Origin of the sequence: uncultured Shimia sp. (assembly GCF_947498095.1) — a bacterium.
Classification (GTDB): Bacteria; Pseudomonadota; Alphaproteobacteria; order Rhodobacterales; family Rhodobacteraceae; genus Shimia.
Genome location: NZ_CANMJE010000012.1, coordinates 43,126 through 67,700 on the forward strand (window position 1 = coordinate 43,126; position 24,575 = coordinate 67,700).

At 56.7% G+C, this 24,575-nt stretch carries 25 protein-coding genes; 19 read left to right on the top strand and 6 right to left on the bottom strand.

Features of this window, described 5'->3' with window-relative positions; all coding sequences use genetic code 11:
* The first annotated feature begins 4 nt into the window (after positions 1 to 4).
* The 9 genes from Q0932_RS17105 to Q0932_RS17145 all read left to right on the top strand — a co-directional run bounded on the left by Q0932_RS17105 (position 5) and on the right by Q0932_RS17145 (position 10,675).
* The gene (locus Q0932_RS17105) at positions 5 to 1,102 is read left to right on the top strand and encodes a branched-chain amino acid ABC transporter permease (RefSeq protein WP_299355867.1); all 1,098 of its coding nucleotides are present in this window, start codon (positions 5 to 7) and stop codon (positions 1,100 to 1,102) included.
* On the top strand, positions 1,099 to 1,863 hold the full coding sequence (locus Q0932_RS17110) for an ABC transporter ATP-binding protein (RefSeq protein ID WP_299355869.1): 765 nt from the start codon (positions 1,099 to 1,101) through the stop codon (positions 1,861 to 1,863). Before Q0932_RS17105 ends, Q0932_RS17110 begins: the two co-directional genes overlap by 4 nt.
* On the top strand, positions 1,860 to 2,633 hold the full coding sequence (locus Q0932_RS17115; RefSeq protein ID WP_299355871.1) for an ABC transporter ATP-binding protein: 774 nt from the start codon (positions 1,860 to 1,862) through the stop codon (positions 2,631 to 2,633). Before Q0932_RS17110 ends, Q0932_RS17115 begins: the two co-directional genes overlap by 4 nt.
* 5 nt (positions 2,634 to 2,638) lie before the next feature.
* Complete coding sequence (locus Q0932_RS17120; protein WP_299355873.1) at positions 2,639 to 4,522, top strand: long-chain fatty acid--CoA ligase; 1,884 nt, start codon at positions 2,639 to 2,641, stop codon at positions 4,520 to 4,522.
* 41 nt (positions 4,523 to 4,563) lie between these two features.
* On the top strand, positions 4,564 to 5,724 hold the full coding sequence (locus Q0932_RS17125) for an ABC transporter substrate-binding protein (RefSeq protein WP_299355874.1): 1,161 nt from the start codon (positions 4,564 to 4,566) through the stop codon (positions 5,722 to 5,724).
* A gap of 57 nt (positions 5,725 to 5,781) precedes the next feature.
* Positions 5,782 to 6,960: an acyl-CoA dehydrogenase family protein gene (locus Q0932_RS17130; protein ID WP_299355875.1), complete on the top strand. Its 1,179-nt coding sequence runs from the start codon at positions 5,782 to 5,784 to the stop codon at positions 6,958 to 6,960.
* 4 nt (positions 6,961 to 6,964) lie between these two features.
* Entirely contained in the window at positions 6,965 to 8,065 is a 1,101-nt protein-coding gene (locus tag Q0932_RS17135) for an acyl-CoA dehydrogenase (RefSeq protein ID WP_299355876.1), read from the top strand.
* A 22-nt stretch (positions 8,066 to 8,087) separates the two neighbouring features.
* A complete protein-coding gene (locus Q0932_RS17140; protein ID WP_299355877.1) occupies positions 8,088 to 10,178 on the top strand; it encodes a molybdopterin-dependent oxidoreductase in 2,091 nt (696 codons plus the stop codon).
* A gap of 107 nt (positions 10,179 to 10,285) precedes the next feature.
* Positions 10,286 to 10,675 (top strand): RidA family protein, encoded by a 390-nt coding sequence (locus tag Q0932_RS17145; RefSeq protein ID WP_299355878.1) that lies wholly within the window; start codon positions 10,286 to 10,288, stop codon positions 10,673 to 10,675.
* A 55-nt stretch (positions 10,676 to 10,730) separates the two neighbouring features.
* Here the strand turns inward: Q0932_RS17145 and Q0932_RS17150 are convergent, their stop codons facing one another.
* Positions 10,731 to 12,329 carry a phosphoenolpyruvate carboxykinase gene (locus Q0932_RS17150; RefSeq protein WP_299355880.1) on the bottom strand — a complete coding sequence of 533 codons (1,599 nt, stop codon included), beginning with the start codon at positions 12,327 to 12,329 and terminating at the stop codon, positions 10,731 to 10,733.
* A gap of 383 nt (positions 12,330 to 12,712) precedes the next feature.
* Here Q0932_RS17150 and Q0932_RS17155 point away from each other — a divergent pair, with 383 nt between their 5' ends.
* From Q0932_RS17155 to Q0932_RS17185, 7 genes are read left to right on the top strand one after another with little or no spacing between them, the layout of a single operon-like run.
* Positions 12,713 to 13,414, top strand: a complete 702-nt coding sequence (locus tag Q0932_RS17155) for a response regulator transcription factor (RefSeq protein ID WP_299355882.1) — start codon at positions 12,713 to 12,715, stop codon at positions 13,412 to 13,414.
* 8 nt (positions 13,415 to 13,422) lie between these two features.
* A complete protein-coding gene (locus Q0932_RS17160) occupies positions 13,423 to 15,141 on the top strand; it encodes a sensor histidine kinase (protein ID WP_299355884.1) in 1,719 nt (572 codons plus the stop codon).
* Between the two features lie 51 nt (positions 15,142 to 15,192).
* Positions 15,193 to 15,603 (top strand): serine kinase, encoded by a 411-nt coding sequence (locus Q0932_RS17165; protein ID WP_299355886.1) that lies wholly within the window; start codon positions 15,193 to 15,195, stop codon positions 15,601 to 15,603.
* A complete protein-coding gene (gene rapZ / locus Q0932_RS17170) occupies positions 15,600 to 16,529 on the top strand; it encodes an RNase adapter RapZ (RefSeq protein WP_299355888.1) in 930 nt (309 codons plus the stop codon). Before Q0932_RS17165 ends, rapZ begins: the two co-directional genes overlap by 4 nt.
* Positions 16,526 to 16,918, top strand: a complete 393-nt coding sequence (locus Q0932_RS17175; RefSeq protein ID WP_299355890.1) for a PTS fructose transporter subunit IIA — start codon at positions 16,526 to 16,528, stop codon at positions 16,916 to 16,918. Before rapZ ends, Q0932_RS17175 begins: the two co-directional genes overlap by 4 nt.
* Positions 16,919 to 16,923: 5 nt before the next feature.
* Positions 16,924 to 17,202 (top strand): HPr family phosphocarrier protein, encoded by a 279-nt coding sequence (locus Q0932_RS17180; protein ID WP_299355892.1) that lies wholly within the window; start codon positions 16,924 to 16,926, stop codon positions 17,200 to 17,202.
* A 30-nt stretch (positions 17,203 to 17,232) separates the two neighbouring features.
* Positions 17,233 to 18,099 (top strand): lysophospholipid acyltransferase family protein, encoded by an 867-nt coding sequence (locus Q0932_RS17185; RefSeq protein WP_299355894.1) that lies wholly within the window; start codon positions 17,233 to 17,235, stop codon positions 18,097 to 18,099.
* A 50-nt stretch (positions 18,100 to 18,149) separates the two neighbouring features.
* On the opposite strand, the gene Q0932_RS17190 is transcribed toward Q0932_RS17185, so the two are convergent.
* On the bottom strand, positions 18,150 to 19,025 hold the full coding sequence (locus tag Q0932_RS17190; RefSeq protein WP_299355896.1) for a 3-hydroxybutyryl-CoA dehydrogenase: 876 nt from the start codon (positions 19,023 to 19,025) through the stop codon (positions 18,150 to 18,152).
* A gap of 156 nt (positions 19,026 to 19,181) precedes the next feature.
* Here Q0932_RS17190 and Q0932_RS17195 point away from each other — a divergent pair, with 156 nt between their 5' ends.
* Positions 19,182 to 20,000 carry a DUF6473 family protein gene (locus tag Q0932_RS17195; protein WP_299355898.1) on the top strand — a complete coding sequence of 273 codons (819 nt, stop codon included), beginning with the start codon at positions 19,182 to 19,184 and terminating at the stop codon, positions 19,998 to 20,000.
* 57 nt (positions 20,001 to 20,057) lie between these two features.
* Here Q0932_RS17195 and Q0932_RS17200 read toward each other — a convergent pair whose 3' ends face one another.
* Positions 20,058 to 20,984, bottom strand: a complete 927-nt coding sequence (locus tag Q0932_RS17200) for an FAD-binding protein (RefSeq protein ID WP_299355900.1) — start codon at positions 20,982 to 20,984, stop codon at positions 20,058 to 20,060.
* The gene (locus Q0932_RS17205; RefSeq protein ID WP_299355902.1) at positions 20,984 to 21,742 is read right to left on the bottom strand and encodes an electron transfer flavoprotein subunit beta/FixA family protein; all 759 of its coding nucleotides are present in this window, start codon (positions 21,740 to 21,742) and stop codon (positions 20,984 to 20,986) included. The genes Q0932_RS17200 and Q0932_RS17205 overlap by 1 nt, the downstream gene beginning before the upstream one ends.
* A gap of 284 nt (positions 21,743 to 22,026) precedes the next feature.
* Here Q0932_RS17205 and Q0932_RS17210 point away from each other — a divergent pair, with 284 nt between their 5' ends.
* Together Q0932_RS17210 and Q0932_RS17215 are read left to right on the top strand one after the other, a co-directional pair.
* Entirely contained in the window at positions 22,027 to 22,815 is a 789-nt protein-coding gene (locus Q0932_RS17210; RefSeq protein ID WP_299355904.1) for an enoyl-CoA hydratase/isomerase family protein, read from the top strand.
* A gap of 110 nt (positions 22,816 to 22,925) precedes the next feature.
* On the top strand, positions 22,926 to 23,768 hold the full coding sequence (locus Q0932_RS17215; protein ID WP_299355906.1) for a glycosyltransferase family 25 protein: 843 nt from the start codon (positions 22,926 to 22,928) through the stop codon (positions 23,766 to 23,768).
* Positions 23,769 to 23,779: 11 nt separating this feature from the next.
* Here Q0932_RS17215 and Q0932_RS17220 read toward each other — a convergent pair whose 3' ends face one another.
* Entirely contained in the window at positions 23,780 to 24,352 is a 573-nt protein-coding gene (locus Q0932_RS17220) for a cob(I)yrinic acid a,c-diamide adenosyltransferase (protein ID WP_299355908.1), read from the bottom strand.
* Positions 24,353 to 24,356: 4 nt separating this feature from the next.
* Entirely contained in the window at positions 24,357 to 24,575 is a 219-nt protein-coding gene (locus tag Q0932_RS17225; protein ID WP_299355910.1) for a twin transmembrane helix small protein, read from the bottom strand.

Consider the following 24,575-nt stretch of genomic DNA (forward strand, 5'->3'; position numbering starts at 1 on the left):
TGCCATGAGGATTGTTTTTAAAACCGACTACATGCAGGACATCCGTCCGTGGAAAGACCGCTATCAACTGGGTCTTTATCTGATCCTTCTGGCCGTGGTGTTCGCGGCGCCCATGGTGATTGATGACTTTTACCTCGGTGAATTGACGAACGTGCTGATCTGGGCGCTGGCGGGTATGGGTCTGATGATCCTGACCGGGCACACCGGGCAAGCCAGCCTCGGCCACGCCGCGTTCCTGGCCTTTGGGTGCTATGCCAACATCATCCTTATGGAACAGGGCGTGCCGTTCATGGTGGCCTTTCCGGTTGCCGGACTGCTGACCGGCATTGTCGGGGTCATCATCGCGATCCCAGCCTTGCGGCTGCACGGCATCTATCTCGCCATTGCGACGCTGGCCATGTCGATCCTGACTGATGACATCATTGTTCTGACCGAACCTTGGACCGGTGGTGTTGGGGGTAAATACGCGCCGTCCGTGAACGTCTTTGGGTTTGATATCGACCGCTGGGGCACGCCAAAAGAATTCTACTACCTCGTGCTGGGGGTCGTTGTGATCGTGACCCTTGGGTATATCAACCTGATGCGCGCCCCCCTTGGGCGCAGCTTTATCGCGGTGCGTGACTCCGAAGTTTCAGCGCAGGCGATGGGGGTCGACATTGCGCGCACCAAGGCAATGTCCTTTGGTCTGTCCTGTGCCGTCACCGGCTTGGCAGGTGCGTTGATGGGATTGTTTGCTGGCGCGTTCAACAACGAAACCTTCAGCGTCATTATCTCGATCGAGTTGTTGATGATGATCGTCATCGGGGGCCTTGGCTCGATCCATGGAGCGTTCTTTGGCGCCATCGTTATTGGTTTCCTGCCGCAATTCCTGTCGATCTCAAAAGAATGGGTCGGGGCTGTGTTTGGCGGCTCAAGCGTGGCCATTCCGGGTCTCGAGTTCGGTGTCTTTGGCATGATCCTGATCGGATTTATCCTGTTTGAACCGATGGGAATTTATGGCCGCTGGCTCAAGATCCGTACGTTCTTTGAACTGTTTCCGTTCTATCGAAAAGACATGTTCAAACGTCAGAAGTCCTATCTGAAAACGGAGCGTCTGAGATGAGCTTTCTTGAACTCAAAGACGCGACGCTCAAGTTTGGTGGCGTGACGGCGGTCGACAACCTGTCTTTCTCGGTCAACGAAGGCGAAGTCTTTGCAATTGTCGGCCCGAATGGCGCAGGCAAGTCGACGGTCTTTAACCTGATCTCGCGGTTTTATGATCCGCATGCGGGCTCGATCACCTTTGACGGCCATGATTTGTTAAAATCCAAGCCCAGTGAAGTGGCTACCTTTGGCGTGGCCCGCACATTCCAGAACATCGAGTTGTTCGATCAGGCGACGGTGTTGGAAAACCTGCTGGTTGGACGCCACCGTCATCGCAAAACCAATCTGGTGAACGAGATCTTCTTTACCCCATCTGCTAGGAAGCAAGAGTTGCAGAACCGGCACTTTGTCGAAGAGATAATCGATTTCCTCGACCTACAGGCCTATCGCGAGAAACGCATCGCGGGGCTTCCTTATGGTGTGCGTAAGGTGGTCGAAGTTGCGCGTGCGCTGGCCACTGATCCTAAGCTGTTGTTGTTGGACGAACCGGCCTCGGGACTGTCGGTGGAAGAGACAACGGATATGCGCTGGTGGATTGATGATATCCGTCGGCAAATGGGGATCACCGTTTTGATGGTTGAACACGACATGGGGCTGGTGTCCGGCGTGTCCGACCGCGTTCTGGCGATGGCCGATGGCGCGCGTCTTGCATTGGGAACCCCTTCCGAAGTGCAATCTGATCCGGCAGTGATCGAAGCCTATCTGGGGCATGTGGCATGAGTGAACCCATTCTGAAAATCCGCAACGTCGAAAGCTTCTATGGTCCGATTATGGCCATCCGAGGTGTGTCTCTTGACGTGCATCAGGGCCGGATCGTGTCGATCCTTGGCGCCAATGGTGCGGGAAAGACCACGTTGATGAAGACCGTCTCAGGTGTGATGGACCCCGAAAAGGGTCAGATCATCTTTGAGGGCATCGAAATTCAAGGGCGTGAACCTCATAAGATCGTGCATGATGGCATCGTGCATGTGCCCGAGGGGCGCGAGGTATTCCCGCTTTTGACGGTCGAGGAAAATCTTGCTCTCGGGGCTTATACGCGCAGCGATTCAAAAGGCATCGAACGCGATCGCGAAATGGTCTTTGACTATTTCCCGATCCTAAAAGAGCGTCGCAAGCAAGAGGCTGGAACCCTGTCGGGTGGCCAACAGCAAATGTTGGCGATTGGCCGTGGTTTGATGGGCAATCCCAAGGTTATGCTTTTGGACGAACCCTCGCTCGGGCTCTCGCCGCTGTTGGTTCAGGAAATCTTTACGATCCTGAAACGCCTTAACGAAGAGCAGAACATGACCATGATGCTGGTCGAGCAAAACGCCAGTGCCGCGCTGGAATTGGCGCATGATGGCTACGTCATGGAAGTGGGGCGTATCGTGATGGATGGCACCGCCGATGAGTTGCTCAAATCCGAAGACATCCAGAATTTCTATCTGGGTGTTCAGGAAGAAGGCTCGCGTGAAGCGCGGCGCTGGAAACGCAAGAAGACCTGGAGGTAAGCGATATGAATGTGCAAACCCCTCTGAACACGGCCGTGATCAATGGCGTCACCTACAATGCCGACGCCGGTCAACGGCCTGTGCAGGTCGACGGTTGTGTGACCATTCCCGGATTGTTCAAAAAACGTTGTGCCGATCTGGGCACACGCACGGTGCACCGTGAGAAAGACCTTGGCATCTGGAAAGCCTATACTTGGGAAGATTACTGGACCCACGCCAAGTGGATCGGCATGGGCCTGCGCAAGTTGGGTCTGAAACGCGGAGAAGTCGTCTCGATCCTGTCCGAGGACCGCAAGGAATGGGCCTATTTCGACATGGGCATCCAGTCGGTCGGCGGTATTGCATCGGGTGTTTACACCACCGACTCCGGCGCGCAGCTGACCTATCTGGTGAATGACAGCGCCAGCCGCTTTCTTATTGTGGAAAACGAAGAGCAGCTGGACAAGTTCCTCTCGAACGAAGCGGACATGCCTGATTTGGCAAAGGTCATCATCCTCGAGGATGAAGGTCTGCACGATCTGGACCACCCACGCTGCATGCTGATTGATGAGCTTTACGAGATCGGCAAGGCGGCCGAGGCCGAGGCGCCTGGAGCTTTTGAGGAAGAAATCGACAAAACGCAGGCCGGTGATACCGCGCTGCTGATCTATACGTCGGGAACCACTGGCATGCCCAAGGGCGCGATGCTGTCGAACGAAAACATCATGGCGGCGATCGAAGCAGGGGCGCGACGCCTGCAGTGTCTGGAAAGCGACAATCAGCTGTGCTTCCTGCCGCTCTGCCACATCCTTGAGCGCGATGTGTCGATCTATTTCCCGCTCGCGGCGAAGTGCGTTGTGAACTTTGCCGAAAGCCCCGAGACGGTTTTCAACAACTTGCAAGAGGTGTCACCTGACACCTTTACCGCCGTGCCGCGCGTGTGGGAAAAAATCTACTCCTCGGTGCTTATCATGGTTCAAGAAGCCACTCCGGCTGGCAAAGCGGCCTATGGGATGGCGATGAAGGCGGGCGCGAAACGCGCCGACTATATGCTGGCGGGCAAACCCGTGCCAGCGGGTGTTGCGGCCAACTTCTGGCTTTGGGATCGGCTGGTCCTGCGCAACCTGCGCCGCATGCTGGGTTTTGACAACATGCGCCGGGGTGGCACCGGCGCCGCGCCGATCTCACCAGAATTGCTGAAATGGTACTGGTCCATTGGCGTGCCGCTGGTCGAAGGCTACGGCATGACGGAAACCGCCGGGCTCGCGACGATGAACACCCGGCACGAGAACACCGTGGGCACAATCGGCAAACCGATCCCCGGCTATGATCTGCGCATTGCCGAGGATGGTGAAATCCAAACCAAGGGCCTGAACAATTTTCAGGGCTACTGGCGCAATAACGAAAAAACAGCCGAAACATTTACCGACGATGGCTGGCTGCGCACAGGGGATGTTGGCCGGTTGGACGACAATGGCTTTGTCACGATCACCGGACGCCTGAAAGACATCATCATCACGGCTGGTGGTAAGAACATTACACCCGCTGAAATCGAAAGCCGATTGAAGTTTTCGCATTATATCTCAGATGCGGTTATCATCGGGGACCGGCGCAAGTACCTGAGCGCACTGATTATGATTGATCAGGAGAACGTCGAGAAATACGCTCAGGATCACAAAGTGCCGTTCTCGAACTTTGCGTCCTTGTGTGCCGCGAAAGAGGTCAAAGACCTTATCGATGCCGAAGTGCGCGCCGTGAATAAAGAGTTCGCGCGGGTGGAACAGATCAAAGATTTCCGCCTGATCGATGTTCTTTTGACGGCAGAAGACGAAGAACTGACCGCGACGATGAAGCTCAAACGGTCCTATGTTGAGAAGCGTCACGCGCATCTGATCGAGGATATGTACTAGGAAACGCAGAATAAAACGACATTACCAACGGGAGGAAAACAATGAAAACATTGGTAAGAAAACTATCGCTGGCGGCGGGTTTGACCGCTGCAGCGTCCATGGCTTCGGCCGAGGCGCAGGGCGTTACGGATACCGAAATCATCATCGGCTCCGTCAATGACCTGTCTGGCGTTTTTGCCGCCGTAGGGGTGCCCGCAACCAAAGGCGCAAACCTCTATTTTGACAAGGTGAACGCTGCGGGTGGTGTGCACGGGCGTACGATCCGTTTCATCACCGAGGATCACGGCTACCAGATGCCGCGCGCGATGCAGGGCTATAACAAGCTGTTGAACCGCGACAAGGTGTTCGCGATGATGCAATCGCTTGGCACGCCCATGAACATGGCTGGCTTTAAGCTGCTGGACCCCAAGGGCATCCCGAACGTTGCGCCTCTGACGGCGGCCCGTCAGATGTTGCAGGATCCGATGGACAATAAGTTCACGTCGTTCTCGACCTATGTTGATCAGGCGCGCGTTGGCGTGAAGTATCTCTCAGCCGAATTTGGTGGCACCAAAGCTTGTGCGATGTACCTGCCAAATGATTTTGGCAAGGAAATCCTCGAAGGGGCCAAGATGGGCGCCGAAGAGGCTGGCATCGAATTCGTTGCCGAGACCACCCACAAGCCGGATGAAAGTGACTTTGTTGGGTCTCTGTCCAAGCTGAACGACGCCGGCTGCCAGGTTATCGCCGTTGGTGTTCCTGTGCGTCAGGCGATCACCATCGTTGGCACCGCCAAAAAGATGGGCCTCGCCGACATGAAGTTCCTTGGCACATCCGCCAGCTTCTTGACCGTTGTGGCCAAAGTTCCCGGTGGCATCACTGAAGGGTTCTATGCAGCCGCCAGCTGGCAAGATCTTTGGGCACGTGCTTCTGATCCGGTTCCAGCAGCGTTTATTGCTGAGTACAAAGAGGCCACAGGCGAAGACCCTGTTGGGTTCTCGATGCTGGGCTACAGCGCTGCCGCACTGCTGGTGCGCGGGCTTGAAGCGGCGGGTCCTGACCTGACGCAAGAAAGCTTTATCGCAGGCATGGAAACGCTCGACTTCACAGACGAATTGGTCGGCAACCACATCGACTATGGTCCCGATGACCACCAGGGTGCGAATTCGGTTTATGTATCTGTCGTTAAAGACGGCAACTGGATGAAAGTCCACGAAGAGTAATCTTCCTCTGGCGGGCGCAGCACTGGCGCCCGCCACTCTCTGATTTCAGGTGACACTATGACGGATTTGCAAGAATTCCGCGCCGCAATCCGCGCGTGGCTGGAAGAGAATTGCCCAGAGGAAATGCGCCAGCCAATGTCCGAAGCGGACGTTTGCTGGGGCGGTCGGAACTGGGAGTTCCACTCGGATGCACAACGGATCTGGCTGGAGCGCATGGCTGCACGTGGCTGGACCGTGCCAACCTGGCCCAAAGACTGTGGCGGTGCCGGGCTGAGCGGCGATCAGGATCGCATTCTTAAGGAAGAGATGACCCGTATTTCGGCGCGTCCTCCCTTGCAAAGCTTTGGCATCTGGATGCTGGGGCCAGCACTGTTGGCCTTTGGAACCGAAGCGCAGAAACAGCATTACCTGCCGCAGATTGCGCGCGGCGAAGTGCGGTGGTGTCAGGGGTATTCTGAACCTGGCGCGGGGTCGGATCTGGCTTCGTTGCAGACCAAGGGTGTGGATTGTGGCGATCACTTTGAAGTGTCGGGCCAAAAAATCTGGACCTCATACGCGGACAAAGCTGACTGGATTTTTTGTCTGGTACGCACGGAACCGGAAGCCCCCAAACACAAGGGCATCTCATTCTTGTTGTTTGACATGACCTCTGAAGGAGTCACGACCAAACCGATCCAGTTGATTTCGGGCTCCTCGCCGTTTTGCGAGACGTTCTTTGACAATGTGAAGGTGCCAAAAGCGCAGATCGTGGGCGAACGCGGTACCGGCTGGACCATCGCCAAGTATCTTCTGACTCATGAACGTGAAATGATTGGCGCCACAGACTCGGCGCTTTTTGGCAGCGACGATCTGGTCGAAGTGGCACGCGAAGCACTGGGCGTTGATGAACAGGAGCGTCTGGACGATCCGATCCTCCGCGGGCGCATTGCCGATTTCCTGATCGATGAGATTGCCTTTGACGCAGAACTGGCGAGGGCCAAGTCGTGGATCCGTGCGGGCCAACAGTTGGGGGCTGAGAGTGCAACGCTGAAGTACACCGGCACTGAGCTGAATAAGCGACGTCAGGAACTCATCATGGCGGCAGGTGGACTGGCCGCGCTCGAGTGGGACTTTGCCAACGCCGCAGGCGACGAAAAAGCCTCGCTCTGGCTGCGCTCCAAGGGCAACTCGATTGAAGGCGGCACATCCGAAGTGATGTTGTCGATCCTGTCCAAAGCCGTTCTGGAACTGGGGTAAGGCCATGCGATTGTTGAGTGAAGAACAGACGATGATCCGCGACATGGCGGCTGGGTTTCTGGAAGAAAAAGCGCCTGTGGATGCCCTGCGCAAACAACGCGACAACGATGGCGGCTATGATCGCGCGCTGACGGGCGAGATGGCGGAGATGGGCTGGTTTGGCATGTTGCTGGAGGAAGAGGCCGGGGGCGTGGACATGGGCGCCGAAGCGGCCGGTCTGGTGGCCGAGGAGATGGGACGTCGCCTGTCAGCTTCTCCCTTTCTGTCTTCAGGTGTTATGTCGGCGGTAACCCTGCGCGCGACGGGCAGAACAGATTGGGCTGCAAAGGTTGCCGAAGGCAGCGCGGTTGTCGCGATGGCCATAGACGAACGGGTCAAGCACCGCCCGGACGCGATTGCCACAACCGCGGCAAAATCAGGCAACGGGTTTGTGTTGAACGGTGCCAAGCGCTTTGTCACCGATGGGGCTGGGGCGGACCGCGTGATCGTGACCGCCATAACCGAGGATGGCCTTGGGTTGTTCCTGGTCGATCCGCAGCTGGATGGCGCCGAGACCCGCGACCTCAAAACGGTGGACAGCCGCAATGCCGCCGATCTCCGTTTCGACAACGTTCAACTCGATGGTGCTGCGCTTTTGGCATTGGGGGATGCGGCGCAGGAGGCTCTTGATGGTGCCTTGCGGGTTGGCCGATCGGTGGCTTCGGCGGAACTGGTGGGCGTGTCCAAGGAGATGGCCGACCGCACGTCTGCCTATCTGAAAGAGCGCAAGCAATTTGGGATGGCGCTGTCTAGTTTTCAGGCATTGCAGCACCGCGCAGCCGACCTTTACACGCAAATCCAGACCACAGATGCCGTTGTCGCAGCGGCCCTGCAAGCTATCGACACAGGTCACGACGATGCAGAGTTGTTGTCGCGCGTGGCCAAGGCCAAGGCTGGCAAAACAGCCTCGCTTGCGGTGCGTGAAGCGCTGCAGATGCATGGCGGGATCGGCATGACCGACGCGCTGGATATCGGCCTCTTCATGAAAAAGGCCCGTGCCTGCGCCGAGTATCTTGGCGATGGTGAGTGCCACGGCGATTGGCTGTTGCGGCAGCGTGGGCTTTAGACGCGAACAGGAGGGGAAACTCATGGGAGACGTGCAAACACAACACCGGACTTGCAATATCTGCGAGGCCATGTGTGGCCTGATCGTAGAGCATGACGGCGAAAACGTGTTGTCGATCAAGCCGGATGTGAATGATCCGCTGTCGCGGGGGCATATCTGCCCCAAGGCGGTGGCTTTGCAGGATTTCCGCACCGATCCGGACCGGATCACCGCCCCCATGCTAAAGGTAGATGGTGTGTTTCAGGAAATCACCTGGGACGAGGCCTATGACATCGCGACTGAGAAACTGCGCGCCGTGCAAGAGGTGCATGGACGTGACGGGGTTGGGGTCTATCTGGGCAATCCCAACGCCCACAAGTTCGGCAACTTGTTGAATCTGCCTGCCTTGGTCAAAGCGCTTGGCACGAAGAACCGTTATTCTTCGGCCACGGCAGATCAAATTCCGCACCATGTCGCGTCAATCCACATGTTGGGCCATCCCATGCTGATCCCCGTGCCGGATGTGGAACGGACTGACTTTATGCTGATCATTGGCGGCAACCCGGTTGTGTCCAATGGCTCGATGATGACCGCGCCGGGATTTGGCAAACGCATAGATGAGATCAAATCACGAGGCGGGTGTGTCGTCGTGATCGACCCGCGCCGCACTGAGACCGCAGAAAAGGCCAGCGATCATCTGTTTATTCGCCCGGAAACCGATGCCTTCCTGATGCTGGCGCTGATCCACGAGGTCTTTGCCGCTGGTCTGGTCGACCTTGGTGCATTGGCGGGCAAGGTCACTGGGTTGGAAGCGCTGCAAGAGGCCGTAACGCCCTTCACACCTGATCTGGCGGCCAAACGGACTGGCATTCCGGCCAACATCATCCGTCAGCTTGCGCGCGACTTTGCAACCAGCCCTTCGGCGGTGTGTTACGCGCGCATGGGGGCCTCGACCCAGAGTTTTGGTAGCTTGTGTCAGTGGGCCAACAATGCGCTCAACATCATTACAGGGAATTTTGACCACGAAGGCGGGGCCATGTTCACCACGCCAGCACTGGACTATGTCGGGATGACCAGCCGTAAAGGGCAGGAGCGCACATACCCAGAGCGTCGTTCACGCGTATCTGGCCAGCCGCTCTACAATGGCGAGTTCCCGGTCTCGGTTATGGCCCAAGAGATGGAAACGCCGGGCGAGGGCCAGATCAAGGCGCTGGTCTGCGTGGCGGGCAATCCGGTGCTGACGGCACCGAATGGGCGTCGCATTGAACAGTGTCTTGAGGGGCTCGATTTCATGCTGGCGATCGACATTCATGTCAACGACACCACGCGCCACGCAGACTTGATCCTGCCCGGCACGGTCGCACTGGAAGAAGACATCTATGACATGGTGTTCCATAGTTTTGCGGTGCGCAATACGGCGGCGTATGCGCCTGCGATTTTCGCGCCCCCCAAGGGCAATCCTAAAGAATGGGAAGTGATCGCGCGTCTGACAGCCCGGCTGACCGGGGCCAATCAGATCGGCCCGTCGCCAGAGCAGTTTCTGAGTATGCTGCTCCCGCAAGGTTATCACGGTGATACGGTTAGTGTGGCTGCGTTGCTGGAAGCCGGGCAAAGTGTTGACCTTGGCCCATTGGTGCCAAATGTCACCACCCGATTGGAAACGTCGGACGCTATGATCCACGTCGCGCCGGATGTCTTTGTCGAAGATTTGCCGCGCCTCTTGAATTTCGCGCCGGCCCAAGATCAGAGCTATCCATTGCAGATGATTGGTCGGCGGCAAGTACGCAGCCACAACAGCTGGACCCAGAACAGCCCGCGACTGGTCAAGGGGCGCAATCGGTGCACGGTGGAAATTCACCCCGAGGATGCTGCGCGTCTAGGGGTTACGGATGGATCAGACGTGCAGGTACGCTCAAGGGTGGGGGACGTCATCATGCCGGCCGAAGTGACCGATGTGATGGCACTGGGCGTGGTGTCAATTCCACAAGGCTGGGGCCAGAAGAACGGCAACATCGGCGCGGCCTCTGCCCAGCCAACCACCTCGATCAACGATCTGACCGATGACAGGCGCATAGATCCGATTAGCGGCAATGCGGCCTTTAACGGTGTGGCGGTGTCTGTCACGCCGGTCTGATGCTGATGGCCATGTGATGGAGGGTGCAAGCTGTTTCGAAACTCTTTGGTGCGGAATAGGTAGAAGGATATGGTGCGGGCGAAAAACTCTGAAAGAAGGTCGGCCAGATGAAAGCTCTGAACCCTAAAAGAATTGCACCGCCCTTTGCAGCCTACAGCCATGGCGTTGAGGTCACCGTGCAACGATTGATCTTGACCAGTGGGCAGCTCGGGTTGGCCGCAGACGGTACGATCCCAGAGGGTGCCCGGGCCCAGGCGGAAATCTGTTTTGCCAACATTGACGCGATCCTGGCCGAGGCCGGTTTGGATCGGTCGCACATTTTGAGGCTGAACGCCTTTGTCACTGACCGCTCTCATATGGCTGGGTACATGGTTGCCCGGGACGCTTATCTTGAGGGGCTGGACGTGTTGCCCGCCTCTACTTTGGTCATCGTCTCGGGGTTCACACGCCCTGAATTCGTGGTCGAGATTGAGGTCACGGCAGGGGTGGCTGCCTAACGAAAAAGCCCTGACCAACAGGCCGGGGCTATTCAGAATTCACGATTGTGTTCGATCAGCCGATGGCTGCGGCTTTCACATCATTGTCGATATAGGGCAGGTACTGTTCGAAGTTTTGCGAGAACATTTCGACCAGTTTTGCGGCCTGACGGTCATAGCTTTCGCCGTCATCCCAAGTGCGGCGCGGGTCCAGCAGCACTTCGGCCACGCCGGGGACGTCGACCGGAACTTCAAAGCCAAAGTTTGCATCCTTGCGGAACTCGACCGAGCTGAGGCTGCCGTCGAGAGCGGCTGTCAGCAGGGCGCGGGTGGCGCGGATCGGCATACGTGAGCCGGTGCCATAAGCGCCGCCGGTCCAGCCGGTGTTGACCAGCCAGCAGGTTGCGCCGTGCGACGCGATCTTTTCGCGCAGCAGGTTGCCGTAAACTTCCGGGCGACGCGGCATGAAGGGCGCGCCAAAACAGGTCGAGAACGTCGGCTCTGGCTCGGTGACACCGCGCTCTGTACCTGCCACTTTTGAGGTGAAGCCAGAGAGGAAGTGATACATCGCCTGCGCCGGGGTCAGGCGGGCAATCGGGGGCAGCACACCGAACGCATCACAGGTCAGCATGATGATGTTCTTGGGGTGGCCACCCACAGCAGTCGATGAGGCGTTTGAGATGTAGTTCAGTGGATAGGCGCACCGCATATTGGCCGTCAGGCTGTCATCGTCAAAATCGAGCTCTTTGGTCTCTTCGTCATAGACCATGTTCTCGATCACGGTGCCGAATTTCGAGGTCGTCGCGTAGATTTCCGGCTCGGCCTCGGGGTTCAGGTTGATGGTCTTGGCATAACAGCCGCCTTCGAAGTTGAAGGTGCCGTTGTCGGCCCAGCCGTGTTCGTCGTCGCCGATCAGAACGCGGTCAGGATCTGCCGAGAGGGTGGTTTTGCCGGTGCCCGACAAGCCAAAGAACACCGCTGTGTCAACGGGATTGCCCTTGGCGTGGTTGGCCGAGCAGTGCATCGGCATGATGCCTTTTTCGGGCAAGAGATAGTTTAGCAGCGAGAAGACCGATTTCTTGTTCTCACCAGCATACTCAGTGCCGCCGATCAGGATCAGCTTGCGGTCGAAGTTCAGCGCAATGACGGTTTCCGAACGACAGTTGTGACGTTTTGGATCCGCTTTGAAACTGGGGCAGTTGATGACAGTGAAATCTGCGATGAAGTCATTCAGGTCATCCCGATCCGGGCGACGCAGCATGTGACGGATGAACAATCCATGCCACGCCAGCTCAGTGACCATGCGGACGTTGATGGCATGACGAGGATCGGCGCCGCCTACGAGGTCCTGAACGTAGTATTCGCCACCCTTCATATGCTCGACCATGTCGACATAGAGGGCGTCAAAACCTTCGGGCGTCATTGGCGCGTTGTTTTCCCACCAGATCGTGTCTTCGACGCTGGCGGTTTTCACCACGTGCTTGTCTTTGGGTGAGCGTCCGGTGAACTTACCGGTGGACACGAGGAAAGTGCCCCCATTGCCCAGGGTGCCTTCGCCCTTCTTAAGAGCGGCTTCGATCAGCGCAGGCTCCATGAGGTTGTAATAGACATTGCTCAGCCCATCGATCCCTTGATCTTCGAGGCGGAATTGCGGGTTTACCCGTCCAAATGTCATTCTCTAACTCCTGTAACCGGCTCATCCGAGGCGGCAGATTTTCCGATAGAGGGGCGTAATCGACGTCCCCATCAGCCCGATTCCGGGGTGATGGAGCGCTCATAACATGACGCTTCTGTGAAAGAACAGGACGCTTTAGCGCAGTTAGCGCAACCAAATTTAAGTTAGCGCCACCATGGCAAGGAATGGCCATTTATAAGTCTTTTGTCACCAATCGTCGGGCGTAAGAGTGAGTCATTTTGGCCATTTCAAAGGGAATTCGCAGCCAAATGAGAGCTGTTTGTATCGTGATTCGCACTTTGCGATTGATCAAAAGCACCCAAAAGGCTCATAATGGCACGAAAACAGATAACAAAAATATGAGCAGTATAAGGACCTGACCAATGTCGAAAATCGCTTTGGTGGATGATGACAGGAATATTCTCACATCCGTTTCCATGACCCTTGAGGCAGAGGGTTTTGAAGTTGAAACTTATAATGACGGCCAGCAAGCTCTGGATGCATTTAACAAAAAGCTACCAGATATGGCTGTTCTGGACATAAAGATGCCTCGCATGGATGGCATGGATCTGCTACAACGTCTGCGCCAAAAATCGTCGATGCCGGTGATTTTTCTGACCTCGAAGGACGATGAAATTGACGAAGTGCTGGGCCTGCGCATGGGGGCCGATGACTATGTCAAAAAGCCATTCTCGCAACGTCTTCTTGTCGAACGCATCCGCGCATTGTTGCGCCGTCAGGATGCGGTAGATGGCAACGTCGTCGGTGACACGGAAGAAACCAAAATCATGGAACGTGGTGAGCTGGTGATGGATCCGCTGCGCCATTCTGTCAGCTGGAAGGGCAATGATGTCACGCTGACCGTGACTGAATTCCTGCTGCTTCAAGCGCTGGCGCAGCGCCCCGGTTTTGTGAAAAGCCGCGATCAGCTGATGGATGTTGCTTATGACGATCAGGTCTATGTTGATGACAGAACCATCGATAGTCACATCAAGCGTTTGCGCAAAAAGATGCGCACAGCGGACGATGATTTCTCCGCGATTGAGACGCTGTACGGCATTGGCTATAGATACAACGAAGAGTAAGTGGTGACATGGCTTTGGCCGAAAGGATAGACGTGCGCGACATGGCCCAAGGGCGAGATGGCGACGTTGTTTTGGGTGACGATTGGGTGGCGCCCGAAGCCAATGTTGAAAACGAGATGCAGGGGCGGCGCGATCGGCGGCGCCTTTTGCCGCTGTCAAAATCTCCTCTGACACGCAAGATTATCACGTTCAACCTGATCGCGCTCTGCGTTCTGGTGGCAGGTATTTTGTACCTGAATTCCGCGCGTGACAGTCTTGCCGTACAACGTGCTTCAGGTCTGTTGTCCGAAGCGCGGCTGATTGCCGGTGCGATTGAGGCACAAATGCCGTCTGGTGCGCCTGTCAACCTCGCCACGGGCGATGGCGTCAGCGTTGAGACGACACTCGATCACCTGCCACTCAGCGAAGGCACATTTGTTTATGTGTTTGACGGCAACGAAACTCTCGTCGGCATGGCGCAAGGTACAGAAAGTGCCGAAGCCGCCCAAAGACTTGCGGAACGCCCCCAAGGCACGCCTCTGACCGGGGCCATGAACTGGATTTGGGGCAAGGTCGCGGGCGAAGAAGATCATGTCGAACTGCGCCTGCCTTCTGTGTCCGAACAGGCTGCGTCCTTGTCAAGTAAGGCCGCTTCAGGCGAAGAAATCCTGATCACATTGCGTGGTCCCGAAGACAGCACTGTCTTTGCGGTCGCGACTCCGTTTTCACAGAATGACACCGTCGTTGGCGTTGTTGTCCTGACCAGCGCTGCTGGCGAATTGGACCAGATGGTCCGCAGCGAGCGTGAACGCGTTTTGCAGATGTTTGCGATTGCGACCGTGGTGTCCATCGGCCTGTCCATGGTGTTGGCCTCGACCATCTCGAACCCGCTTTCGGATCTTGCCGCAGCGGCGGAAATTGGTCGTGACAATGATCAACGCACAATAAATCCCGGCCGCGTTCGTATTCCGGACCTGACCGCGCGGCCAGATGAAATCGGCCGTCTTTCCGGTGCGCTCAGGGGTATGGTCTCGGCACTCTATGATCGTATCGACAGCAACGAACAGTTTGCCGCAGACGTGGCACATGAGATCAAGAACCCTCTGGCTTCACTGCGGTCCGCAGTTGGGTCCCTGCGCATGGTCAAGAAAGAAGAGCACCGCGAAAAGCTCTTGGATGTGATTGAGCATGATGTCCGTCGCCTCGATCGTTTGGTCAGCGACATCTCCAACGCCTCGCGGCTGGATAGCGAGTTGGTCAAAGAGGAAGAAGAGCGCTTTGATCTTTTGGAGATGATTGGCAACCTGTCGCAATATCTGGGTGAAGATGCCAAGACCAAGGGCATTGACTTTATCTCGGACCTGCCCGAAACATCGATCAATATCCACGGGCTTGAGGCGCGTCTAGCGCAGGTGTTTGTCAACCTCATCACCAATGCGATCAGCTTCTGCGAGGATGGCGACGCTATTCGTGTCTGGGCGCGCCGGCGTGAAAACCGCGTGCTTGTGGTGGTCGAAGACACGGGTCCCGGTATTCCGGATCAGGCTCTGAACAAGATTTTCAACCGTTTCTATTCCCAGCGTCCAGAAGATCAGTTCGGCAACAACTCCGGGCTTGGTCTTGCGATTTCGAAGCAAATCGTCGAGGCGCATGGCGGTGTAATCTGGGCCGAAAACATCCGCCCAACCGACGCCGATCCCACGTCTGATCCGTTGGGGGCGCGTTTTGTTGTCGGTCTGCCGGTCTAGCCAGTGAGCTCCCCTGACGGCGCCATATCCTCAGGGGAAATGCCGTCCGAAATGATCCATGCAAGCTGCGTTGCCTACCGAGGCCGCGCAGTTTTGCTTTTGGGCGCTTCCGGCAGCGGAAAATCTGCGCTGGCGCTGCAGTTGATGGCTTTGGGCGCGGGTCTTGTATCAGACGATCGCACGATCCTGAGTGTTCAAAAAGGAGCGTTGATCGCCAGCGTACCGGACAGTATCGCCGGACGGATTGAGGCGCGTGGAATTGGCATCTTGGCCGCAGAACAGCATCCGCCTACACCTGTCGCACTTGCCGTTGATCTGGATTGGCAAGAGACAGCCCGCTTGCCGGAACGGCATGAGATTGAACTGATGGGGCAATCCGTCCTCTTGCTTGGCGCAGTGGCGGCCCCACATTTCCCCGCAGCTATCCTGCAAATGCTTGCACGTGAAAGGTCTGCACCATGAACCGTTCGTCACCCCGCTCTCAACCTCGTCTGGTGCTTGTCACCGGTCCGTCAGGTGCGGGCCGGTCCACGGCGATCCGGGCGCTCGAAGATGCGGGCTATGAGACGATCGACAATTTGCCGCTTGGATTGCTCAAACGTCTGTTCACTGAGCCTGAACTGGACCAACCTCTTGCGCTGGGTCTGGACGTCAGAAACCGGGATTTTTCGCAGCATGCGCTTTTGTCCGCTCTGAATATGCTGGAGCAAACCGCCGGGCTTTCTCCTGAACTCTTGTATTTGGACTGTGCGCCCAGAGTGTTGGAACGTCGGTATTCCGAAACCCGACGACGTCACCCGATGGCGCCGGCCGAGTCTCCGGCGGACGGGATCGCCCGAGAGTTGGACCTGCTACAGCCGATCCGCGCTCAGGCTGATGTGCTGATCGACACCTCCGAGATGACACCCCACGCGTTGCGCAACGAAGTCGAACGTTGGTTTGCGCCCGATACCAGCCAGAAACTGGGCCTGACCGTACAGTCTTTCAGCTACAAGCGCGGCGTGCCTTTGGGGGTGGACATGGTGTTCGATTGTCGCTTCCTCACCAACCCCTATTGGAAGCAGGAATTACGGTCCTGTGACGGGCGCTCTGAAGACGTCGCCGCCTACATTTCCGAGGATTCGCGGTTCGCGCCTTTCTTTGACCGCCTCTTGGATATGATCCTTTTTCTTCTACCCGCCTACCTCGCTGAGGGGCGGTCGCACTTTTCTATCGGGTTTGGGTGCACCGGCGGGCAGCATCGCAGCGTATTTACAGCGGAAAGATTGTCCGAGGCTCTTGCACAACAGGGCTGGCAGGTGTCAATTAGGCACCGCGAATTAGACCGCCGCGCGCAACTCACACGCCCGGCGCATTCGTCAAAGGACAAAAAGGACGCGCAAGAGTGATCGGTATCGTGATCGTGGCACATGGTGGACTGGCCCGGGAATATCTTGCGGCCGTAGAACATGTCGTGGGCAGCCAGAACGGCATCCACGCCATCACGATTGAAAACGATCACGACCGGGGCGCCAAGCAATTGGAAATCTGTGCCGCTGCTGATGCGGTGGATCAGGGAGACGGGGTTGTGGTTGTCACGGATATGTTTGGCGGATCGCCGTCGAACCTGTCTCTTCTGGCCTGCCAGCCTGAAAACCGTCGCATTGTGTACGGCGCGAATTTGCCGATGCTCATCAAGCTTGCCAAGAGCCGCCACAGGAATGTGCCGGATGCCGTGCGCGCCGCGCTAGAGGCAGGTCGCAAGTACATCGACAGCCAAAATATCAATACGGATTAAGATTTATGACCGATACGGTGACCCGCTCGCTTAAGATTGTGAACGAAAAGGGGCTTCATGCCCGGGCCTCTGCCAAACTGGTTGAGGTGGTCGAGGGGTTCGATGCCACAGCAGAAGTTGCTAAGGATGGGTTGAGTGCCTGCGGAGACAGTATTATGGGGTTGCTGATGTTGGCGGCGTCAAAGGGGACAAGTATCGAAGTTCAGACTTCGGGGCCTGACGCAGCACCGCTGGCAGACGCAATAGAAGCGCTGGTCGCCGATTACTTTGGCGAAGGCATGTAAGGGGCGACAGCTCCGGGCGGGATGAAGACCTTGGCAGACAATACGCCAGACAGCACACAGCAGGGCGAGATCTATGATCGCCGCACGCTGACCTATGCAAACAGTTTTGATGACCCCTGGACCGCAAATGCGATCAAGACCATTGAATGGCTGACGGGCAAGCTGACCATCCTGCGCATGGTGAACAAGTTCGAAAGAAATAACGCCGACTATCGTGGGCAGAATTTCTGGCGTGGTGCGCTCGATACAATGGGGATTGAACTCCAAACCCCTGCCGAGCAACTAGCCAATATTCCCAAAGAAGGTCCTGTTGTCGTGGTCGCCAACCACCCTCACGGCATGGTCGATGGGATGATCTTTGCCGATTTGATCGGGCGGGTTCGTCAGGACTATCGAATTCTGACGCGATCCGTGCTGACCGGCTTGGACGAAGCCGCGACCTCTTTCATGATCCCTGTACCGTTTCCCCATGACCCAGAAGCGCAGCGCAAGATGGTTGAGATGCGCTCAAACGCGATGGAACACTTGGCAAATGGCGGCGTCGTGGCGCTGTTCCCATCAGGCGTCGTGATGTCGTCTGACAGCTGGTGGGGTCCCCCGATTGAGCGAGAGTGGAATGTCTTTACAGCCAAGATGATCCGCAAATCCGGCGCACAGGTTGTGCCGATCTTTTATCCAGGCCGCAATTCCCGTGCCTATCAGATTGCCTGTCAGATCTCTGCGATCCTGCGGCAAGGTCTGTTGCTGCATGAAATCGTGCGATCCTGCAACAAACCTCAGGCCCCGGTGGTTGGGAAACCTCTGACGGATGAACAAATGGAGCCTCTTGCACGTGATCCGCGTGGATTCATGGCGTGGCTGCGCGAGCATACGCTGGCATTGGGCAACAACACCTGATCCACCACGAAACCGGGGATCTTAGCATTGTTGCGGTCTGAAGACTGAAATCAGCGGGTCGGGACGGGCGTTTCACCGCGATAGTCATAGAACCCGCGCTTGGTTTTGCGCCCAAGCCAACCCGCCTCAACATATTTTGTGAGCAGCGGGCAGGGTCGATACTTGGTATCGGCCAGACCGTCATGCAGTACGTTCATAATCGCCAGGCAGGTGTCCAGTCCGATGAAGTCGGCCAGTTCCAGCGGTCCCATCGGGTGGTTGGCGCCCAGTTTCATCGCATTGTCGATTGAGGCAACATTGCCGACGCCTTCGTAGAGCGTGTAACACGCCTCGTTGATCATCGGGATCAGGATACGGTTCACGATAAAGGCAGGGAAATCCTCGGCACTGGCAGCAACCTTGTCCAGATTGGTCACAATCTCCAGACAGGATTGATAGGTGTCTTCATCGGTGGCGATGCCCCGGATCAGTTCGACCAATTTCATCAATGGTACAGGGTTCATGAAATGGAACCCCATGAACTTCTCTGGCCGGTCCGTACGACTGGCCAGTCGCGTGATCGAAATTGACGAGGTGTTCGACGTCAGGATCGTATGCGGCTGCAGATGCGGCAACAGCGCGTCAAAAATCTTGTCCTTAACCTCTTCGCGTTCCGTGGCTGCTTCGATCACCAGGTCTGTTCCGCCGAGGTCCGGCAGCTGCAGCGTCGACTTGATGCGCCCAAGGGCGGCAGCCTTGTCATCGGCGGTAATAAGCTCGCGTGACACTTGGCGTTCCATGTTCTTGTCGATCCGGACCATCGCAGCATCAATCGCATCCTGTTGGATGTCGTTGATAAGGACGTCATAGCCTGCAAGCGCCATGACATGGGCAATGCCGTTGCCCATCTGGCCTGCGCCCACAACACCGATCGATTTGATTTTCATGGCTCGTCCTCTTGTCTCTTGCCCGACCATATGCGCGGCAGCCGATGACCTGCAAGGGCCGCATACGTTGAAAACTTGAGACAAGGTCTAACATTGACGGTTTTGAAAGGCATTTCGGCGAATCTGTCTGTGGGTGAGACATATTGGTGGGAAATCATGTCCTATGAAAAAATGGGGAGCGGCGCCCTTGATTACATGCCGTGTCGATATGAAGACTCTGGATTGATCTTTCGGGGCCCCGAACGGGACCTGGATGCAAGGTACAATCTGTTCGTTGGCGGAACCGAAACCTATGGCAAATTCATGAGCGATCCCTATCCGGCGCTTGTGGAGCAAGCCATCGACAAGACCTGCGTCAACTTTGGGTGCATCAACGCCGGGGTCGACGCGTTTCTTAGTGACCCGGCAGCGCTGGTGGTAATGCGCAAGGCAGAGACTGTGTTCATTCAGGTCATGGGCGCACATAACATGTCGAACCGGTTCTACCGTGTGCATCCGCGGCGCAATGATCGCTTCCTTGATGCCAGTTCCGTCATGAAAATGGTGTTTCGCGAGATCGACTTTACCGAATTTCACTACACGCGACACATGCTGGGGACGCTCTGTGCGCGCGCGCCTGACCGCTACGCGATGTTGCGAGATGAACTGAAACAGGCATGGGTCGCGCGTATGCGGCTGTTGCTGAACAGCATTCCGGGGCGCAAATATCTTTTGTGGTTCTCTGCCCATCCCCCCAGTACCGATCCGGGGATGGTGGGTCTTGGCCCAGATCCTTTGTTTGTCGATCGTGGCATGTTGGATGTGCTGCAGCCGTTGGTGCAGGATGTGATCGAAGTGGTGGCCAGCCCGGATGCTTTGGAAAAAGGCAGCGAAGGGATGGTGTTCTCCGACATGGAGAAAATCGCCGCCCGTCGGTTGCTGGGGCCGGCGGCCCATCGCGAAGCGGCCAAGGCCATCGTCGCGGAACTGTCTTAGAAAAAGCAAAAGGCCCGCCGTTTTGGCGGGCCTTTGCATGCGCACAAGGCGAATTTATTACAGCTTGTCGGTCAGTTCCGGCACGGCCGCGAAGAGGTCAGCAACCAAGCCAAAGTCCGCAACCTGGAAGATCGGAGCTTCTTCGTCTTTGTTGATCGCGACGATGACTTTCGAGTCTTTCATACCAGCCAAGTGCTGGATGGCGCCCGAGATGCCAACGGCGATGTAAAGATCCGGAGCCACAACCTTACCGGTTTGACCAACCTGCCAGTCGTTCGGGGCATAGCCCGAGTCAACGGCAGCGCGCGATGCGCCAACGGCGGCGCCCAGCTTGTCAGCCAGTGCTTCGATGAGTTTGAAGTCCTCTTCCGAGCCAACACCACGGCCACCAGAAACAACAACGCCAGCCGAGGTCAGCTCGGGGCGGTCGCTTGCGGCAACCTTGTCTTCGACCCAGCTCGACAGACCAGGGTTGGCAGCCGCCGAGACGGTTTCAACCGAAGCCGAACCGCCTTCGCCAGCGGCGTCAAAGGTCGAGGTCCGGAAGGTGATGACCTTCTTGGCATCCGACGAACGTACGGTCTGGTTGGCGTTACCGGCATAGATCGGGCGCTCAAACGTGTTGCCATCGACAACCGCCGTTGCGTCCGAGATCACCATCACGTCCAAGAGGGCCGCGACGCGGGGCATCACGTTCTTGGCGTCGGTGGTGGCGGGTGCCACAATGTGCTCGTAATCGCCAGCCAGCGATACGATCAGCGCTGCAGTCGATTCCGCGAGACGATGGCCGAGGCTCTCGTCTTCGGCAACCAGAACCTTGGCAACACCGTCGATCTTGGCGGCGGCTTCACCGGCAGCAGCGGCGGAACCGCCAGCGGCCAGAACAGTCACATCACCCAGAGCTTTCGCCGCGGTGACAGCCTTGGCGGTGGCGTCCATCGCCAGTTCGCCGTTGTTGACTTCTGCGAGAAGAAGAACAGCCATTATACAGCCCCCGCTTCTTTGAGTTTCTCTACCAGCTCGTCGACCGAACCAACCACGATGCCTGCGGCGCGGGCTTCGGGCTCGGCGGTGCCAACGATTTCAAGACGAGGGGTGACGTCGACGCCATAGTCTGCGGCAGTCTTCTCATCCAGCGGCTTTTTCTTGGCCTTCATGATGTTTGGCAGCGACGCATAGCGTGGCTCGTTCAAACGCAGATCAACGGTGATGATGGTTGGCATCGTCACGTTGATGGTTTGCAGACCGCCGTCAACTTCGCGGGTCACAACAGCTTTGTCGCCGTCGATGTCCAGCTCAGAGGCAAACGTGCCTTGCGACCAACCCAACAGGGCCGACAACATCTGACCGGTAGCGTTCATGTCGTTGTCGATGGCTTGCTTGCCGGCCAGAACCAGACCAGGCTGCTCTTCTTCGACAATTTTCGCCAGGATCTTGGCAACCGCCAGCGGCTCGATGTCCTGATGTACATCGTCTGCGGCCACAACCAGGATGGCGCGATCTGCACCCATTGCCAGCGCGGTGCGCAGCGTTTCCTGAGATTGTTTGACACCGATCGAAACAGCGACAACTTCGTCGGCCTTGCCGGCCTCTTTCAGACGGATCGCTTCTTCGACTGCAATCTCATCGAACGGGTTCATCGACATTTTCACGTTGGCGAGATCGACACCGCTGCCGTCCGCTTTCACGCGGACCTTCACGTTGTAATCAATCACGCGCTTCACAGGCACAAGTACCTTCATAAGCGTTAGACTCCTTAATATGGATGAGCCGTGAAACGACTCGGCGATTTGCTCTCTCGCACGTGATATAATCTTGCGCGGCCTGAAAACAGCGCAAAATCGTCACGTCACGGTCCTGCGACGTCGCGTTTCAGTAATTGCACGTCAAATTTTGCAGAAATATTGCGAATGGACGCCTGCGTGACGCAAAGGCACTCGGTTCTTCCCCAACGTCGCTGGACGCAGGGGCTGGCGGTATGAGGCATTTCACCGCTTAATACCCCTGACAGAAACAGGAGACCGCGATGTCTGAAGATGTGCTTGTAAATTACTCGGTCGACGGCCACGTCGCGACGATTCAGCTTAATCGGCCCAAGGCCATGAACGCGCTGAACCATGCTTTGCGCATGGCCATTCGCGAGGCTCAGGCCAAAGCAGAAGCCGACGAAAATGTACGTGTGATTGTGCTGACCGGCTCTGGCAATTCATTCACTTCGGGTACCGATCTGAAAGAGCTTGGGGATTTCATGACCAAAAAGGGCATGTTCGACATCTCCGTGCGTGACTACAAGCCGATCCTTGATGGGATCTCAAAAAGCGTCAAGATTTACGTCGCCGCGATCAACGGTGTTGCCGGCGGAGTCGGTCTGTCGATCGCTCTGACCTGTGATTTGGCTATCATGGCACAAAGCGCCACCTGTTTCGCGCCATTTACCAATATCGGCCTTGTACCGGACGGCGGCCTTAGCTGGTTGTTGTTGCAGCACATGGGATCAAAACGCGCCTTTGCCGCTATTGCCGAAGCCGAGCATATCGATGCGGCGACCTCGCTTGATTTAGGTATCGTGAACAAGCTGTCCCCTGACGAAACGGTGCTGGCTGACGCTCAGGCCTGGGCGGCAACACTGGCAGATCGGGCGCCGCTGAGTCTTGGATACAGCAAACAAATCATGCGCGCGGCACATACCCAAAGCCACGACCAGATCGCGTTGATGGAAAGCGAATACCAAATGAAATGTGCCAACTCTGAGGATTCTGGAAACGCGATTGCAGCGTTCCTGACCAAGCAGAAACCGGTGTTCAAAGGGCGCTAATTGGCGTTGATGTCGCAAGACCGAACTTGCGCTTGCTTTCTGATGGCTGGGTGTGAAAGTTGATGCATTACCCATCTGCCTGACGAATTAGCGCTGAGAGAATGTCCGCGATGTCGCAAGTGCCGATCTACTTTATCAACCTCGACCGGTCGCCAGACCGGGCTGCGTTCATGCAGGCTGGTTTGAAAGCGCAGGGTCTTTGGGGCCAAAGTCATCGCGTGAATGCGATCGACGCTAAAGCCGACGACTACCGAGATGCGTTTTATCGCAATTTGGCGTCGCGTTGCTGGAGTTTGAACCCCTCGCTTGCGGCGTGCACGGAAAGCCACCGCCGCGCCTGGTCGATGTTTCTGGAAACCGACGACGAAATTGCTTTGTTCTTAGAGGACGACGTCGTGTTCGCGCCCCGGTTTGCCGAGACTCTGCAAGAGATTGTTCAAAACGCGTCTGAATTCGAGTGCATCAAGATCGATGGGAACCCGTTTCGGATGCGTGTTGGGCCGCCCATTGCATGCGGACGCACGTCCTTGCGCGCTTTGCTCGGGGTGACGTTCAGTTCAGCAGCGTATCTACTCACGCGCCAAGGCGCCAAGCGTATGTTGCAGGATACAGAACGCTACAACCTGGCCATTGACCTGGAAAAATTCAGACCCCGCTCGGGTTGGAGAATGTTCGTTTCAGACCCGTCGATTTGTGTTCAGGGAATGTTGATCAATGCCGTCGAAGGCAGCGAGTTGCCCGAAGAAATTCTCGCCAGTATCCGGCACGATAATGCGTCGTGGCATGACGACCCCGGACCCGAACCCGCTTGGTGGACACTCAAAAACAAGGTTCAACGCCAACTGACGCAAAAACTGCCAGATGCGTTGTGGCGTAAGCGGCGTCTCGTCAAGTCGGGCGGTGGTATTCAGAAAATTCCACTTCAGGATAGTTTTGCCCCGTTTCGCTGGTAGCGAGACGGGCTCTAACGATTGGCACCGGGCACCCAAAGCACGTCGTCCTTGCCGTCGTTGTTTGCGATACGTGAAGCTACAAAAAACCAATCAGATAAACGGTTTAGATAGGTCACAACGTGCGCGTTGACCTCTTCAGCTTCGGCCAGTTCCGTGGCCAGACGTTCGGCCCGACGCGCGACCGTTCTGCACAAATGCAGATGTGCTGCCAATGCTGAGCCACCAGGCAGGATAAAGCTGCGCAAGGGCTCTAGGTTTGCGTTCATCACGTCGATTTCTGCCTCAAGCCGTTTGACCTGGCTTTCGACCATGCGCAAAGGCGGATATTCGGCCGTGCTGTCTGCGGCAAGGTCCGGGCGGCACAGGTCAGCTCCAAGGTCGAACAGGTCGTTCTGGATCGCGGACAACTGGTTGTCCATGTCTCCCGCGGCGTGCAAGCGCGCCATTCCCACGGTCGCATTCAACTCGTCCGACGTGCCATAGGCATTCACGCGGGCATCGTGTTTGGCAACGCGATTGCCGTTGCCCAATGCGGTTGTGCCCTTGTCACCGGTGCGGGTGTAAATTTTGTTCAGAACAACCATGACTTCAGCTCCCGCTTCGCAGCCAGACAAACAACAGGATCAATGCAACGGCCACGGCCTGTGCAGCAATTCGCCAACGCATCAAGCGATTGGCATGTTTTCGATTGAAATCGCCGCCTTTGGCAAATCCTCCGATCCCGACCATCAAAATGGCCGCAACGCCAAGGGTGGCAACAGCGACAACCCAAAACAGCGGGTCACTGGCAAGGCCGGAAGGGTTCAT

Excerpts from the sequence above, each read along its gene's own strand:
- Q0932_RS17105 (WP_299355867.1), top strand. The coding sequence starts at position 5 with ATGAGGATTGTTTTTAAAACCGACTACATGCAGGACATCCGTCCGTGG.
- Q0932_RS17110 (WP_299355869.1), top strand. The coding sequence starts at position 1,099 with ATGAGCTTTCTTGAACTCAAAGACGCGACGCTCAAGTTTGGTGGCGTG.
- Q0932_RS17115 (WP_299355871.1), top strand. The coding sequence starts at position 1,860 with ATGAGTGAACCCATTCTGAAAATCCGCAACGTCGAAAGCTTCTATGGT.
- Q0932_RS17120 (WP_299355873.1), top strand. The coding sequence starts at position 2,639 with ATGAATGTGCAAACCCCTCTGAACACGGCCGTGATCAATGGCGTCACC.
- Q0932_RS17125 (WP_299355874.1), top strand. The coding sequence starts at position 4,564 with ATGAAAACATTGGTAAGAAAACTATCGCTGGCGGCGGGTTTGACCGCT.
- Q0932_RS17130 (WP_299355875.1), top strand. The coding sequence starts at position 5,782 with ATGACGGATTTGCAAGAATTCCGCGCCGCAATCCGCGCGTGGCTGGAA.
- Q0932_RS17135 (WP_299355876.1), top strand. The coding sequence starts at position 6,965 with ATGCGATTGTTGAGTGAAGAACAGACGATGATCCGCGACATGGCGGCT.
- Q0932_RS17140 (WP_299355877.1), top strand. The coding sequence starts at position 8,088 with ATGGGAGACGTGCAAACACAACACCGGACTTGCAATATCTGCGAGGCC.
- Q0932_RS17145 (WP_299355878.1), top strand. The coding sequence starts at position 10,286 with ATGAAAGCTCTGAACCCTAAAAGAATTGCACCGCCCTTTGCAGCCTAC.
- Q0932_RS17150 (WP_299355880.1), bottom strand. The coding sequence starts at position 12,329 with ATGACATTTGGACGGGTAAACCCGCAATTCCGCCTCGAAGATCAAGGG.
- Q0932_RS17155 (WP_299355882.1), top strand. The coding sequence starts at position 12,713 with ATGTCGAAAATCGCTTTGGTGGATGATGACAGGAATATTCTCACATCC.
- Q0932_RS17160 (WP_299355884.1), top strand. The coding sequence starts at position 13,423 with ATGGCTTTGGCCGAAAGGATAGACGTGCGCGACATGGCCCAAGGGCGA.
- Q0932_RS17165 (WP_299355886.1), top strand. The coding sequence starts at position 15,193 with ATGATCCATGCAAGCTGCGTTGCCTACCGAGGCCGCGCAGTTTTGCTT.
- rapZ (WP_299355888.1), top strand. The coding sequence starts at position 15,600 with ATGAACCGTTCGTCACCCCGCTCTCAACCTCGTCTGGTGCTTGTCACC.
- Q0932_RS17180 (WP_299355892.1), top strand. The coding sequence starts at position 16,924 with ATGACCGATACGGTGACCCGCTCGCTTAAGATTGTGAACGAAAAGGGG.
- Q0932_RS17190 (WP_299355896.1), bottom strand. The coding sequence starts at position 19,025 with ATGAAAATCAAATCGATCGGTGTTGTGGGCGCAGGCCAGATGGGCAAC.
- Q0932_RS17195 (WP_299355898.1), top strand. The coding sequence starts at position 19,182 with ATGTCCTATGAAAAAATGGGGAGCGGCGCCCTTGATTACATGCCGTGT.
- Q0932_RS17200 (WP_299355900.1), bottom strand. The coding sequence starts at position 20,984 with ATGGCTGTTCTTCTTCTCGCAGAAGTCAACAACGGCGAACTGGCGATG.
- Q0932_RS17205 (WP_299355902.1), bottom strand. The coding sequence starts at position 21,742 with ATGAAGGTACTTGTGCCTGTGAAGCGCGTGATTGATTACAACGTGAAG.
- Q0932_RS17210 (WP_299355904.1), top strand. The coding sequence starts at position 22,027 with ATGTCTGAAGATGTGCTTGTAAATTACTCGGTCGACGGCCACGTCGCG.
- Q0932_RS17215 (WP_299355906.1), top strand. The coding sequence starts at position 22,926 with ATGTCGCAAGTGCCGATCTACTTTATCAACCTCGACCGGTCGCCAGAC.
- Q0932_RS17220 (WP_299355908.1), bottom strand. The coding sequence starts at position 24,352 with ATGGTTGTTCTGAACAAAATTTACACCCGCACCGGTGACAAGGGCACA.
- Q0932_RS17225 (WP_299355910.1), bottom strand. The coding sequence starts at position 24,575 with ATGAACCCTTCCGGCCTTGCCAGTGACCCGCTGTTTTGGGTTGTCGCT.